Here is a 13,702-nt window from a genome sequence, read left to right as displayed (position 1 = left end):
AAACTCATTTCAAGCAATCCCCTCGGGGGGATTCGGCGATTCTAGCGTAAGTGGTTACCAACAAGTTCTGGAAAGAATACGGAAAGCTGGAGGAGAATTTGTCCCCAGTTCTGCACAGGCCCCGTCCATTTACGGGTGACATCCATCGTCGCCAGATACAGCATTTTGAGCAGCACTTCATCGGTCGGAAAGATGCTTTTGCCCTTGGTCACTTTCCGAAGTTGCCGATGGTAACTCTCAATCATATTCGTGGTGTAGATGAGTTAGCGGATCTCTGGCGGGTACTTGAAAAAGGTTGATAGCTCTTCCCAGTTGTTCCGCCAGGACCGGATAATGAGCGGATACATGCCACCCCAGACTTCCTCGAAGCGATCCAATTCAAACTAAACGGAGATAAAACATAAAACTGTTTTTGTATCTACTACATACATCTAGTTGTTGATTCACAAAAACATGCTATGGATGGGATGTTCTTGTGAATCAATTGTTATTAAAGCTTCCGCAGGGAGGCTGTAGAGGTTTATTGATTGGAGGAAACTTATGACAACACTGAGCAGAAGAATAAATCTCTCATGAAAAAGAGTTCAAATACGCCCTCAATCTTTCCCATCCTTCGGTTTCATCATTGGAAGCTATTCGAAATAGATGAAATTCCGCGTAGCTACATAATCTGTCTTTTTTCTTATCATTTTCGATTGTCTTAGCATCCCGCCTATGGTACTCGCCATCATATTCAATGGAACATATCGGCTGAAGTGATTCTTTTTCATATATGACAAAGTCCATGTGGCTGGTGAAGTAATATGATTTTAGTGTACTGTCCAGCTCGAAATTGATGGATAATACATCCTTGATAGGTACTTTTGGAAAGACAAGTAACGGCATGCCGCCAAGGAAAATTTGTAGTTTATTAAAGATCATCCGTTCTCCCTGATGCATAAGTGCTTTGCGGCTCTCTTGTTGAATGATTCGGTTGAACTCTATGGACAATTCAATTGCGGGATTATGAAAATTTTTGGCTTCTATGGTGTTGATGTAATGACTTAATTGGGTCAGATAGCCTTGACCGTTGTCTATCTCCGCTAAATTACCCACGAGAATAAAATAATCCAGCGCCCGGGTCAGGGCAACATTGATTAACCGGTAGCTCTTTTGCACAAAATCAATCTGAAATGCAGTAGAGCCGTTAGAAATGACGGTAGTGAATACAATGGCTCGACATTCTCCGCCTTGAAACGTATGGACCGAGCCCACCTTAATATTGGGATTATTTCGGAAGACTTCAATCAGTTTCTTCTTTTGTGCGTCAAATGGTGTAACAATACCGATTTGGGTAATACCATTGCTTTCAAGCTTGGATACAATGGATATGACTTCGTTTAATTCCTGTTCATTAAACTTTCCATAAGCAGTTCCATACACATTTTTCGAGAAAATTCCGGTGTGATAAGGCATACGTTCAGGTTCTTGGCGCATTATCCTTAAGCGTCCCCGATAAAAATGCCGGTTGCTAAATGAGGCAATGGACGGAATGCAACGATAATGATAACTTAACAAATGTATACCATGGTCGGTATACTGGCATGCATGCTCGGCTCTTTCAAAAGCGGAAACGTTACGAAAGCAGTAGAGCGATCGCTCAATACCGTTGGCGAATCTGCCGAATAAAGCATCGCTAAGCGAATCTTCCAACGAAACGATGTGACTCAGTTGATGAATATCACCAAAAAAGCAAGCTCTCCTTGAAGATTGTAATAGGGAAAATACGCTTGGTATGGAGCATTGAGATGATTCATCGATTATAGCCAGGTCTACTGCTGTTCCCTGAGGAATACATCTGCGAGCGGATAAACTGCTGACCAGAAGAACGGGAAAAAGTTTGACAAAAGAAGCAAAGGCCGAGGCCGATTGGCGAATTCTCCCGTCATTTTCGAGCTCAGTGAGAAGTCTTTTTATATTATTCATTTCTTTTGCGTTTTCTAAAACAGGCTTGGCATTATGTAACCATCGTGTGCGAACGATCATCAGATCGATTTTGTTTTTCTCATCATACAAGACTTTTAAGGAGTAAGGTTGTTCTTTTTGCTTATGTAGCAATTGCGACAGCGTGGTTTTGTACTGCTCAAGACGATTCTCAAGATTTATGACTTTTACAATCTCCTCGCAAAGAGCAAGAGACTCTGTAGGTGTCGCGGTATCAATAAACTCCCATAAACCTGAGGCTTCCATGGACGTAAGGTACTTTTGAATGCACCTTTTCCTATAAGCCTTGACCTTCCCGGCAATAAACATTCGGAATTTACGGAAAATATCGTTACCGAATAACTGAATTGGCTTGTCTACAATCTCGCGAAGCCGTTGTTCAACTCGTTCATCGGCTATAGAAAGTTCTATAAAGTTGTTTTTAAGGTAGGTTAGATGATTCAATCGCAATCGGTCGTTTAAAATGTCAATCAGGTTTTGAAGCTGGCCTATTGTATTTCTCAAGTCAATAATTTGTTGCTCTATGCTTTCGGCTGCATGAATTTGCTCCATGATTTGGCGACTTCTTACGATATACGCATCAAAGGATTTTTCGGGGAGTAGGTTTGGAAGTTCTTGCTTCATTTGTGCAATCGCATTTCGTATCTTGGATATTTCAGATTTGTTGAGAGAACTACTTCCTAAACGGATAAATCCGAAAAATTGCCGGCTTATGCCTTTCTCTTCTATTTTCTCAACAATATTGTCAACCGCCTGATTATTTGTGCTTGCCACGACACATGTCTCCAAACGATAAATTTGATTGGCTATCAAATTCAAAATCGTTTGAGTCTTGCCTGTACCCGGCGGACCTTTGATTATATTAATTGTATTTTGAATATCTGAAATGGCAATGTTTTGAGGATAATTGCTGGGAACGATATGCAGCGGTTCTGGATGAATGTCCTGAGAGGGCAAGGCGAAGCTATTAGTAAGGAAGCTGGTTAGCACTGCACTTGGTTGAACTTTGTGTTTCAAAAGGTCCTCTATCTCTTTAACAATAAGATAATTGCTGTTAGTAGTATTTTCTGCTTGTACGATAACATAGCTTCTGATTAAATCTTTCATTTCGTAGTCAGTGTGGGCTAAAAGATTGTCCAAGTTCTCTTCATTCGACACAAAGGTTAAGGGCGACGCGGAAAATTGCTCCTTTAGCTTGTTTATCTCTTCAAGAAAGATCTGGTCGGACAAAGAGGTGAACAATTCTTGGTGAAATCCGAATTGATCCGCTTTAAATATATTCCGATCTGACAGAAAGTTTGAATTCCCCCACAAAAAAAGCGGCAAGTATATAGTTCCATGTTTTTTTCTTTTTTTCAGGAGAGGATAACCAAATAAGATTGTATGATTTTTTTTCAACCGAATGCTCATTGCTTGATAACGTTCAGCGATTTTTTCGGGCTCGATCGGGTTAATTAGGCAGCGAGCTAACATGTCTTGGCTTAACTCGGTTGAATAGTAGCTTTCGTATTTGAGACATTCCAAATAATATTGAAGCAGATTTTTCGTAAGCAAATGCCTGTCCTCCAGATAAATGTGAAAAATCAATGTTAAAAAGTGTATGTAGGGAAACGCCTCTCCATTTTATACCACATGAATCTGGCATAGCTATAAAGAAAGTTGTTGCGCTATATTAAAGGTGTAGAATGAAAAGTACTATACCAACTTGCTTCAATAGAGCTTCCTGATTTTGCATTTGGAAAAGAGAGCGTCACCTGTAAGCTACTATAAAGATTTTGAAACCGCTTAGACGGTATTCCTTATATTTTGATGGAAACTTATGTAGCATTTAAAGCCAGATTTCTAAACACAATCTTCACATTTCCTTCGGCGGCACGTTCGGCTTGTATATTATAATTATCAAAAAAAACCAAAGGGGGCTGTTCCCATGAACGAAGAAACCGCATCTCCAAAATACACCAACCGGCTAATCCATGAGAAGAGTCCTTATCTGCTCCAGCACGCGCACAATCCGGTGGATTGGATGCCTTGGGGCGAGGAAGCTTTCGAGAAGGCCAAAGCGGAGAACAAGCCCGTATTCGTATCCATCGGCTATTCGACCTGTCACTGGTGTCATGTGATGGAAGAAGAATCTTTTGACGATGAAGAGGTTGCAGAGCTTCTTAACGGTAATTACGTGGCGATCAAGGTGGATCGCGAGGAACGGCCGGACATCGACGCCCTGTATATGTCGGTCTGTCAGGCAATGACTGGCGGGGGAGGCTGGCCTCTGAATGTGCTGCTGACGCCGGAGAAAAAGCCGTTTTATGCCGGAACGTATTTTCCGAAGCGGCGGATGATGGGGCAGGTCGGACTCATGGAGGTTCTGGAGCAGGTCCGGGCCAAATGGGAAACGGACAGTGCGAAGCTCCACCAGCTTGGCGACGAACTGCTCTCCGAGCTTCAGGCCGCAGCTGCCAAGAACAGCGTCGAACAAGATGTTGAATTGTCGGAAGATCTGCTGCATCATGCCTTCCGGTTGTACACCGCGATATTTGATGATGTGAACGGGGGTTTTGGACAAGCTCCCAAATTCCCGACGCCGCATAATTTGTCCTTTCTGCTTGCATACAGCCAGAAGTATGACAATGCAGAGGCGCTGCGCATGGTCGAGAAGACGCTGGAATCGATGTACAAGGGCGGTATTTACGACCATATCGGATTTGGATTTGCGCGCTACTCCACCGATGAGCAGTGGCTGGTGCCGCATTTTGAGAAAATGCTCTTCGATAACGCGCTGCTCGCCTCCGCTTATGTGGAAGCATACCAAATTACGGAGAAGCCGCTGTATGCGGAGGTTGCGGAGAGCATATTCGCATACGTATTACGTGAATTGACCTCACCTGAGGGCGCGTTCTATTCGGCGGAAGATGCTGATTCGGATGGCGAGGAGGGCGCTTTCTATATTTTCAGCACGGAAGAGGTCGAGGAAGCGCTGGGGCCTGAAGATATGCAGTCCTATTGTAGCCTCTACGGAATAACGGAGGAGGGTATTTCCCGTGGATACAGCATCCCGAATCTACTAGACGGACTGCCGGAAGACATCGCGGAAAAGCTGAGCACGACCCCTCAGGCTCTACGCACCCGGATAGAGGAATGGCGGGAAAAGATGTTCGCCTACAGAGAGAAGCGCGTGCGTCCTTCCAAGGACGACAAGGTGTTGACCTCGTGGAACAGCCTGATGATTACGGCACTGGCGAAGGGGGCCAAAGCGTTCCAAAAGCCCAAATACGCCAAGGCTGCCGAAGCGGCGGCGAATTTCCTCTGGAACTATCTGCGCCGCGAGGATGGCCGGCTGCTGGCAAGATACCGCGACGGCGAAGCCGCTCATCTCGGATATGTGGACGATTATGCTTTTCTGATGTGGGGGCTGACCGAGCTGTATGAGGCTACGGGATCAGCGGTTTATCTGGAACGGGCGCTTCAGCTTAAAAACGGGCTGCTGGATCTGTTCCAAGACGAAGAGGAAGGCGGATTTTACTTTACGGGCAAGGATGCGGAGCAGCTTCCGATTCGCTCGAAGGAGCTGTATGACGGCGCGATGCCGTCCGGCAATTCCGTGGCGGTGAAGGTACTGTGGAAGCTCGCCGTAATTACCCAGGATGTTAAGCTCAAGGGCGTTGCCGAGCGGACGGCGGCGGTACTGGGCAAGGCCGCGATGAAATATCCCGCCAGCTACGCCATGTTCCTGCAGGGGCTGTTAACCATGTCAGGCGGCAAGGAATGGGTATTGTCCGGTAAAAAAGAAGACCCTGCCCTGAACGAGATGATTTCCCTTGCGCAGCGTGCCTACATGCCGGATGCTTCACTGCTCATTCACTGGGAAGATACGGTGGACGAGTTGGCTGCTCTGCTGCCGCATCTGAAGGACAAGCCGGCAATTGGCGGGAACGCGACCGCGTATGTCTGCCGTGATTTTGCCTGCCAAGAGCCGATTACGAGCCTGGAGGCGGTGCGTAAGCTTTTGCTGAAGGAAGAGACGGAGAAGAAATAACCGGAATGTAAAAGCGGAAAGGGAGCTGCGGCTCCCTTTTTTCAAAATATAAGAATTTATAAGCAGAGGGGTTATCAAATAGGGGCAGCACCCCGGGATAGGCGAATGCATACACTAAAGCAAAATCCAACTGACGAAAGGTATGAGATTATGTCAACCTATTCCGGACCGCAAACCCTGGTTTATCAAGCTGATCCCACCTCGCTCCACCATGTCAAAAAAGTGCGTGAATCGATGCATGGCGCTTTAAAGCCTCACATTAACAAGAGAGTAAGAGTTCATACCATCGACGGGGTGACCCACGAGGGGATGATCTCGGGTATCGATGAGGGTCATCTCTATCTAACTGTACCGGCGTCTGGCCCCACGATGCGAGGATTTTTCAATCCGTTTTTTCCGCCTTTTCCTTACGCGGTCAGTCCGGTCGGGAGCGCCATTTTGCCGCTGGTGCTGTACAATTTGCTGGCTATTTCGCTGCTCTAAATTGCATAACACAAAAAGAGCGCCCGGCAGCCGGAAGGGCTGTCGAACGCTCTTTTTTACGAGGATAACCAAAAAAAGACAGACGCAGGAAAATTCCCTATCTGCCTTTCAACCTATCTATACTTACTTAAACATTGACGACGGCCGTAATCTCTTCGTCCAGTTCCAGTCTTACATCCTCGCGGTAAGCGCGGATATTGTACTCGGAATGAAGATAGCGCAGAATCGCTTCAATCATATTGCTTTCGACGAGATACTGGCTTCGGCCCTGTATCCACACTTCGGCGGTATAGCCGGTCTCTTCGTCCCAACTGAGTTCCACCTGCACATCCGTTACCTTAACGCTCTTGCGCTCGGCCAGGTGGAGGCAGATAGCGTTGATAATTTCATCCATGCTGAGGACGGTAATGGACATTAGTAACGTCCACCCCGTTCGTCAAACTTGCGGCGCTCTTGTCTGCGGCGGAAGAAGGAAAGGACGAGCATAACGATCAGATAGATCGCCAGCATATTAACCGCAAAGCCGAGGATGTTACCAAAAGCGCCCATGCCGCCGAACAAGCCGCCGAACAGCAGACCCGCCAGACCGCCGATCATCATCCCTTTCATAAAGCTGCCGCCGCTGAAAAATCCGCGTTTAGCCGTGCCTGCCGTCATTCCGGCTGTTGTTCCCTTGGTGCTGTCGCTTTTATTTACATTGCTTTGAGTCGATTTATTCGGCGTTGTCGTGTAACTCCGCTGACCCGATTTGAAACCGCCGCCTCCGCGCCGCGCATCCGCATAATCCGGAGCTGTAGCCGCGAAGAAGAGGGTAAAGGCCATAACAATCATCATTGCGCTTTTTAAAAATTTCATGAATAAAACAGACCTCCTAAAAGTTTTGATAGCATAAGCTTCCTGAACGACTTCGCAAAACTTGCTTCGAAAGCAAACGCTAAGTTTTGTGTGCCTACCCGGTAATACGGAGACTTCTTCTAATGGTTCCATTTTTCTATTCTTATTTTTTAAATAAAAAATATTCAAAAAAAGGAATCTCATCATCTATCCTTCCAGGGAGGTAAAGAAATGCCGCCATCTGAAATGTTTGATATTTTCGACGAAAAGATGATCCGGATCGGAAGCGACAGCCGGGAAAATGCGCATGCCAAAGGGCTGTGGCATCAAACGTTCCATTGCTGGGTCGTCCATCCCTCGAAGAATGAAGGCGGAAGTCTCCTGTTTCAGCTGCGGCACAGGAACAAGGATACGTTTCCGGGACTGCTGGATACTTCATGCGCGGGACATCTTCAGGCCGGAGAAACGGTGGAAGACGGAGTCCGGGAACTGCGGGAGGAACTCGGGCTGAATGTACCGTTCGAAGAGCTGGTCTATTGCGGAACGGTTGCTGAGGAGAGTATTCCATCAGACGGACTGATCGACAGGGAGTTTAGCCATGTGTTTCTTTATACTTGCGATCAGGAATTGGAGCGATACTGCTTCCAGCGGGATGAAATTTCCGGGCTGTTCTTCGTAGACATTCCGAAATTCCGGCAGCTGGTTGGAGGAGAAATAGAAGCTCTTCAGATCGAGGGGATTGTCTGGGATGAGCAGGCGCAGCTTGCGAGACCGGAGCAAAGGGTGGTGAGTCTGGGGGATTTTACACCGAACACGGATGAATATTACCGGATGCTGTTCGAGCATTTATAATTGGGGACGGCAGACTCCGGCAGAAAGAAAAAGGCGCGGGTACTGTACCCGCGCAAAAGCAGTTTTGAGAGATGTCAAATACTGGTGTACCCATCCGAGACAAGCTCCAGTGCACCGGTAGCCGGATCCATAATCATGCCGTGAACGGGAACACCCGGGGGGAGCAGCGGGTGATGCTTAATCAGCTCCACAGTTTGAATTACCCCTTCCTCAATGCTGTCAAACCCTTTAAGCCACTTGTTAAGCTTAATTCCCGCATTTTCCAAAGTAGACAGAACCTCATCCGAAATCCCGCGCTCTTTGATCGATTGAATCATATGTTCGGCGTTCAGCGACGCCATACCGCAGCCGTGATGGCCGACGACGATGACCTCATCTGCGCTGAGCTCATACAGGGCAACCATCACACTGCGCATGACGCTTCCGAAGGGCTGGGAAATGACGGCTCCGGCATTTTTAATGATTTTGATGTCACCGTTCTTGAAATTCATCGCTTTCGGCAGCAGCTCCACAAGCCGCGTGTCCATGCAGGTGATGATGAGCAGCTTTTTATTGGGAAACCGGCTTGTCAGATAGGTTTCGTATTCTTTATTTTCCACAAATTTTTCGTTGAATTTCAAAATATCGGAGACTTGACTCATAATGGGCGGAACCTCCTAAGGTTATTTATGAACGGGAAGGAACTTCGCAGACGGAAGCCGGTTCAGGCCGAGTCCCCTCTAGGCCCCGCATATCGCGTACCAAAATATTTTGTCCATAAAGCTGTGAATCGCTGCTAAGTTTAAAGGAAGATGTGTTCTCATCGGCGTCCAGCTTCAATTGTTCCTCATAAAAAATCTCATGCTGGTTTCCGACGACTACAGGCAGACCGTCCGCTTCGACAGGCAAGTCCCCGGTATCCGGCTTGTCCAAGATCAGCAGCACATTGATGCCGTCGCATCCGCAGTCAACCGTATCGTAAAAGAGCTTGAATGTTCCCGGCTGGCTGCCCAGGCGTTCCTTCAGTCTCTGTAGAGCAAGCGGCGTCACATGAATTTTCATTATAGTTCACGCTCCTTTTTACTGTATCACAACGTAAGCGGTGGAACGATTCTTCAAATCTCAGATAATCCGCTTCGAAGTTGATTATACGCACTTAAAAAAGTATCATCAAGAGTAGCTTCGAAATTACGGAAAGCCGGTGACATGAATGGAACAACAATTACAGGCGGAATGGAATGCCTTCAGCATTTTATTAGCTAAAATCAGCGGGTACCGAGAGGCAATCGGTCTGCTGCATTGGGATCTGCGGACGGGTGCGCCCCGCAAGGGAGTGGAAGTCCGGTCGAAGACGATCGGCATGCTGAGCGGAGAGCTGTTCAAGCTGGAAACTTCGCCAGAGATGGGGCGGTTCACGGAATATTTTAGCAGACCGGAGGTGGTGAGCCAGCTAACTGACGTGCAAAAGAAAATCGTCAAGGATTGCCGGAAGGAGTACGAGCGCAGCAAGAGCATTCCCCCGGAAAAATACGAGGAATACGCCGTGCTGGCCGCCCAGTCGGAGACGATGTGGGAATCAGCCAAGGAAAATAACGACTTTGCTTCCTTTGAACCTATGCTCAGCCGGATCGTCGCCTTCAAACAAGAATTCATCGATTATTGGGGCGTGAAAGGTACGCGTTATGACACGCTGCTGGATATGTATGAGCCTGACCTGACGGTAGAGAAGCTCGACGGGATCTTTAACCGCCTGCGCAGCCGCCTTGTGCCATTGGCCGAGCAAATCGCGGCTTCGCCATTCAAGCCTGATGCGGACTTTCTAAAAGGAACTTTCGGCAAAGAAGAGCAAGAAAAGTTCGGACTCTTTATTTTGCAGCAGATGGGCTATGACTTTGAAGCGGGACGGTTGGACGAGAGTGTGCATCCTTTCGCCACGGGACTGAATCCGGGGGATGTCCGTATTACGACGAATTACTTGCAGGATAACGTGACCAGCTCCATTTTCAGTTCTCTGCACGAAGGCGGACATGCGCTGTATGAGCAAAATATTGACAAGGCCCTTGTCGGCACGCCGCTTGCGCAGGGCGCATCGATGGGCATTCACGAATCCCAATCAAGACTATGGGAAAACATGATCGGCCGCAGCCGTGCGTTCTGGGAACGGTATTACGGAGATTTGCAGCAGTATTTTCCGGGAACCTTCAAGGATGTGAAGGCGGAGGACTTCTACCGGGCGATTAACCGGGTGGAGAATTCGCTGATCCGCATTGAGGCTGACGAGCTGACCTATAATCTGCATATCATTATCCGCTATGAGATCGAGAAGCTTATTTTTAATGAAGGGCTCACCGTCAAGGAGCTGCCGGAGGTATGGAATACGAAGTACCGGGAGTATCTTGGCATCACGCCGCCGAGCGACAGCTTGGGCGTACTGCAGGACGTACATTGGTCGGGCGGGGACTTCGGTTATTTCGCTTCATATTCGCTGGGCAATATGTATGCGGCGCAATTTCTGCATACGATCCGTAAAGAGCTGCCGGAGTTCGACTCCCTGGTGTCTTCGGGAAATCTGCTGCCGATCAAGGAATGGCTCACGGACAAAATTTACCGCTACGGCATGAGCCAGACACCATCGCAAATTATCGAACGGGTTACCGGCGAACCGCTGAATCCCGATTATCTCGCGGATTACCTGGAAGCAAAATATCGTGAAATCTATCGTTTGGAACAGCCTGAATAGCCCGGACGTATAGTGGATTATCATTTGCCAAAGGAATATAATAGAAGAAAAACGCGAACGGAAGGAGACGGGATATGGCAAATACCTACACTTACAGTCGCAGGGAAGAAGTCGCGAACGCGATAACGCATGGCATTGGAGCCGTACTCAGCGTGGCCGCGCTTGTCCTGCTCATTGTATTTTCGAGTATGTGGGGAACGGCCTGGCATGTCGTCAGCTTCTCCATCTATGGAACCACAATGCTGCTGCTGTATTTAAACTCGACGATCGTACATAGCCTAAAGGAAGGCAAGCTAAAGGATCTGTTTGAGTTCTTCGACCACTCCTCTATTTATTTGTTTATTGCAGGGACGTATACGCCTTTCTTGCTGGTTGCCATTCGCGGTACGCTGGGCTGGAGCTTGTTCGGCGTTATTTGGGGCATCGCCTTCTTCGGGGTTCTGTTCAAAGCCTTTTTTACGAAAAAGTTTTTGTTCATGTCGACGATTTTCTATATCGCTATGGGCTGGCTGATCGTAATTGCCTGGGCGCCGCTTACGGCTGCCGTGGCAGAGGGCGGAATGGCTCTGCTGATGGCGGGAGGCATTCTGTACACCCTTGGCACCATTTTCTATGTATGGCGGGCCTTTCCTTACCACCATGCCGTCTGGCATGTATTCGTGCTGCTGGGCAGCGTGACGCATTTCTTCGCGGTTCTGCTGTATCTGCTGCCGATCCGCTGACGTCCGGTGTTTTGGCACATTTGTTCGGATAAAAACAAAGAAAAAGATGACAAGCAAAAGTGCTTGACATCTTTCTTTGTTTTCGGTATTATAAGGAACGTTGAAATGGTGTAAAGTGTTTTTCCTTGACGAAGGGAGTGCCCTTGATGAGTGAGGGTAACCGGCTAGAGAAAACCAACCGAATTAACTTATTGTTCGCATTTTACGAGCCGCTGCTTACCGATAAGCAGCAGACGTTTTTGAAATATTATTTCCATGACGACTTCTCGCTTGGAGAAATCGCCGCGGAATTCGAGATCAGCCGCCAGGCCGTTTACGAGCATATCAAGCGCGCCGAGCAGGTGCTGGAGAACTATGAGAATAAGCTGGGGTTATTGGCGAAGCATGAGAGCCGTACCCGGTATTTTGAAGAATTGCGCAGACTGCCGCAGGATGGAGCGCTGCTTGAGCCGTACAAACGGCGGTTTGTGGATATTGTGGATTCTTTGGAGAAGCTGGAGTAGCTGAAGGGAGAAGCAGCCTATGGCATTTGAAGGATTAACCGGAAGACTGCAGAGCGTGTTCAGCAAGCTGCGCGGCAAAGGCAAGGTGTCCGAGGATGATGTGAACGAGGCTATGCGCGAGGTGCGCCTTGCGCTGCTCGAAGCGGATGTTAACTTTAAGGTCGTTAAGGACTTTGTAGCGAAGGTGAAGGAGAAGGCCATCGGTACAGAAGTGATGTCGAGCTTCACACCGGGCATGGTGATCATCGACATCGTGAACAAGGAATTGACGGAGCTGATGGGCGGAAGCCAGGCGAAGCTGGCCAAGGCGAATAAGCCTCCGACTGTCATTATGATGGCGGGTCTTCAGGGCGCCGGTAAGACGACGACCTCCGGCAAGCTGGCTAAGCTGCTGCAAAAAGGAAATCATCGTCCGCTGCTCGTGGCCGGCGACATCTACCGTCCCGCTGCGATCAAGCAGCTTCAGGTGCTCGGAGAGCAGATCAAGGCGCCGGTGTTCACACTGGGCGACAAGACGAGCCCGGTGGAGATCGCCAAGCAGGGCCTGCAGCATGCCAAGGACAATAATCTCGATTATGTCATTATTGATACCGCCGGCCGCCTGCATATTGATGAAGACCTCATGGAAGAGCTGAAGCAGATTCATGCGGCCGTGAATCCGGATGAAGTGCTGCTCGTGGTCGACGCCATGACCGGTCAGGACGCCGTGAACGTGGCCGATAGCTTTAATAAGCAGCTTGAGCTGACCGGCGTCGTGTTAACGAAGCTTGACGGCGATACCCGCGGCGGCGCCGCCTTGTCCGTTAAGGCTGTAACCGGCTGCCCGATCAAGTTCGCCGCTCTCGGCGAGAAGATTGACGCGCTGGAGCCGTTCCATCCGGAGCGGATGGCTTCGCGGATTCTCGGCATGGGCGACATGCTGTCGCTGATCGAGAAGGCGCAGGCCAACATCGACGCCGACAAGGCAAAGGAAATGGAACGTAAGATGCGCAATGCGGAGTTTACGTTCGACGATTTCCTGGAGCAAATGGATCAGGTCAAGAAGCTCGGCCCGATTGACCAGATCCTCGACATGCTCCCGGGCATGAATAAAGCCAAGGGCATGAAGGATTTGAAGGTTGACGACAAGCAGATGGGCCGCGTCGAAGCGATCGTGCATTCGATGACGAAGCAGGAGAAGAGCCAGCCCGAGATCATCAACCACAACCGCCGCAAGCGCATCGCCGCCGGCAGCGGCACCTCGCTCGCCGAGGTGAACCGGCTCATCAAGCAGTTCGATGAGATGCGCCGGATGATGAAGCAGTTCTCCGGCATGATGGGCGGAATGGGCGGAGGCAAAGCCTCCAAGAAGAATGCCATGAAGCAGCTCAAAGCGCTCGGCGGCAAAGGCATGAAGTTCCCTTTCCGCTAAATCGATTTGTTTGGATCAACCATTGTACAACATAGGTTGATCAGGCCTTTAATGTTTAATCTTTTACTGTGATTAACCATTGTATAACATAGGTTGATCAACTCTCTTTAATCTTTGGCAGTTAGCTTATGGGGTTCAACCCGTGACTAGATAGATCAACAG

12 protein-coding genes and 1 pseudogene are annotated in these 13,702 nt (G+C 48.6%); 7 read left to right on the top strand and 6 right to left on the bottom strand.

Translation table 11 applies throughout. From position 1 onward, the window contains the following. Nucleotides 1–41: 41 nt before the first annotated feature. Together VK70_RS27870 and VK70_RS12400 are read right to left on the bottom strand one after the other, a co-directional pair. Nucleotides 42–356, bottom strand: a pseudogene (locus tag VK70_RS27870) (transposase); the annotation flags it as partial. Between the two features lie 214 nt (nucleotides 357–570). Further along, the gene (locus VK70_RS12400; RefSeq protein ID WP_025698914.1) at nucleotides 571–3,537 is read right to left on the bottom strand and encodes an AAA domain-containing protein; all 2,967 of its coding nucleotides are present in this window, start codon (nucleotides 3,535–3,537) and stop codon (nucleotides 571–573) included. 373 nt (nucleotides 3,538–3,910) lie between these two features. On the opposite strand from VK70_RS12400, the gene VK70_RS12395 reads away from it, so the two are divergent. Both VK70_RS12395 and VK70_RS12390 read left to right on the top strand, forming a co-directional pair. Next, entirely contained in the window at nucleotides 3,911–6,016 is a 2,106-nt protein-coding gene (locus VK70_RS12395; RefSeq protein ID WP_046723334.1) for a thioredoxin domain-containing protein, read from the top strand. A 105-nt stretch (nucleotides 6,017–6,121) separates the two neighbouring features. Further along, nucleotides 6,122–6,499, top strand: coding sequence for a hypothetical protein (locus VK70_RS12390; protein ID WP_233277814.1), 378 nt, complete (start codon nucleotides 6,122–6,124; stop codon nucleotides 6,497–6,499). 127 nt (nucleotides 6,500–6,626) lie between these two features. Here the strand turns inward: VK70_RS12390 and VK70_RS12385 are convergent, their stop codons facing one another. Together VK70_RS12385 and VK70_RS12380 are read right to left on the bottom strand one after the other, a co-directional pair. Beyond that, nucleotides 6,627–6,914: a YxcD family protein gene (locus tag VK70_RS12385; protein ID WP_025699622.1), complete on the bottom strand. Its 288-nt coding sequence runs from the start codon at nucleotides 6,912–6,914 to the stop codon at nucleotides 6,627–6,629. Beyond that, nucleotides 6,914–7,354, bottom strand: coding sequence for a hypothetical protein (locus VK70_RS12380; protein WP_025699621.1), 441 nt, complete (start codon nucleotides 7,352–7,354; stop codon nucleotides 6,914–6,916). Before VK70_RS12380 ends, VK70_RS12385 begins: the two co-directional genes overlap by 1 nt. Nucleotides 7,355–7,564: 210 nt before the next feature. On the opposite strand from VK70_RS12380, the gene VK70_RS12375 reads away from it, so the two are divergent. Further along, nucleotides 7,565–8,185 (top strand): NUDIX hydrolase, encoded by a 621-nt coding sequence (locus VK70_RS12375; protein ID WP_036642729.1) that lies wholly within the window; start codon nucleotides 7,565–7,567, stop codon nucleotides 8,183–8,185. 74 nt (nucleotides 8,186–8,259) lie between these two features. Here VK70_RS12375 and VK70_RS12370 read toward each other — a convergent pair whose 3' ends face one another. Continuing rightward, nucleotides 8,260–8,826 (bottom strand): beta-class carbonic anhydrase, encoded by a 567-nt coding sequence (locus VK70_RS12370; protein ID WP_025699619.1) that lies wholly within the window; start codon nucleotides 8,824–8,826, stop codon nucleotides 8,260–8,262. A gap of 25 nt (nucleotides 8,827–8,851) precedes the next feature. Further along, nucleotides 8,852–9,226, bottom strand: a complete 375-nt coding sequence (locus tag VK70_RS12365; RefSeq protein WP_025699618.1) for an iron-sulfur cluster biosynthesis family protein — start codon at nucleotides 9,224–9,226, stop codon at nucleotides 8,852–8,854. 148 nt (nucleotides 9,227–9,374) lie between these two features. Here VK70_RS12365 and VK70_RS12360 point away from each other — a divergent pair, with 148 nt between their 5' ends. The 4 genes from VK70_RS12360 (at nucleotide 9,375) to ffh (ending at nucleotide 13,540) form a co-directional block, all read left to right on the top strand. After that, the gene (locus VK70_RS12360; protein WP_025699616.1) at nucleotides 9,375–10,904 is read left to right on the top strand and encodes a carboxypeptidase M32; all 1,530 of its coding nucleotides are present in this window, start codon (nucleotides 9,375–9,377) and stop codon (nucleotides 10,902–10,904) included. Nucleotides 10,905–10,978: 74 nt separating this feature from the next. After that, nucleotides 10,979–11,626, top strand: coding sequence for a PAQR family membrane homeostasis protein TrhA (trhA, locus tag VK70_RS12355; protein ID WP_025699615.1), 648 nt, complete (start codon nucleotides 10,979–10,981; stop codon nucleotides 11,624–11,626). Nucleotides 11,627–11,772: 146 nt separating this feature from the next. Continuing rightward, nucleotides 11,773–12,129, top strand: coding sequence for a putative DNA-binding protein (locus VK70_RS12350; protein WP_025699614.1), 357 nt, complete (start codon nucleotides 11,773–11,775; stop codon nucleotides 12,127–12,129). A gap of 19 nt (nucleotides 12,130–12,148) precedes the next feature. Beyond that, nucleotides 12,149–13,540 (top strand): signal recognition particle protein, encoded by a 1,392-nt coding sequence (ffh, locus tag VK70_RS12345; RefSeq protein ID WP_025691350.1) that lies wholly within the window; start codon nucleotides 12,149–12,151, stop codon nucleotides 13,538–13,540. The last annotated feature ends 162 nt before the right edge of the window (nucleotides 13,541–13,702 follow it).

The sequence above is a fragment of the Paenibacillus durus ATCC 35681 genome (assembly GCF_000993825.1).
Classification (GTDB): Bacteria; Bacillota; Bacilli; order Paenibacillales; family Paenibacillaceae; genus Paenibacillus_AQ; species Paenibacillus_AQ durus_B.
Note: the sequence above shows the minus strand (reverse complement) of the source record. Positions and strands in the feature narration are given on the sequence as shown.

Excerpts from the sequence above, each read along its gene's own strand:
- VK70_RS12365 (WP_025699618.1), bottom strand. The coding sequence starts at position 9,226 with ATGAAAATTCATGTGACGCCGCTTGCTCTACAGAGACTGAAGGAACGC.
- VK70_RS12360 (WP_025699616.1), top strand. The coding sequence starts at position 9,375 with ATGGAACAACAATTACAGGCGGAATGGAATGCCTTCAGCATTTTATTA.
- VK70_RS12370 (WP_025699619.1), bottom strand. The coding sequence starts at position 8,826 with ATGAGTCAAGTCTCCGATATTTTGAAATTCAACGAAAAATTTGTGGAA.
- VK70_RS12390 (WP_233277814.1), top strand. The coding sequence starts at position 6,122 with ATGCATACACTAAAGCAAAATCCAACTGACGAAAGGTATGAGATTATG.
- VK70_RS12395 (WP_046723334.1), top strand. The coding sequence starts at position 3,911 with ATGAACGAAGAAACCGCATCTCCAAAATACACCAACCGGCTAATCCAT.
- trhA (WP_025699615.1), top strand. The coding sequence starts at position 10,979 with ATGGCAAATACCTACACTTACAGTCGCAGGGAAGAAGTCGCGAACGCG.
- ffh (WP_025691350.1), top strand. The coding sequence starts at position 12,149 with ATGGCATTTGAAGGATTAACCGGAAGACTGCAGAGCGTGTTCAGCAAG.
- VK70_RS12385 (WP_025699622.1), bottom strand. The coding sequence starts at position 6,914 with ATGTCCATTACCGTCCTCAGCATGGATGAAATTATCAACGCTATCTGC.
- VK70_RS12380 (WP_025699621.1), bottom strand. The coding sequence starts at position 7,354 with ATGAAATTTTTAAAAAGCGCAATGATGATTGTTATGGCCTTTACCCTC.
- VK70_RS12350 (WP_025699614.1), top strand. The coding sequence starts at position 11,773 with ATGAGTGAGGGTAACCGGCTAGAGAAAACCAACCGAATTAACTTATTG.
- VK70_RS12375 (WP_036642729.1), top strand. The coding sequence starts at position 7,565 with ATGCCGCCATCTGAAATGTTTGATATTTTCGACGAAAAGATGATCCGG.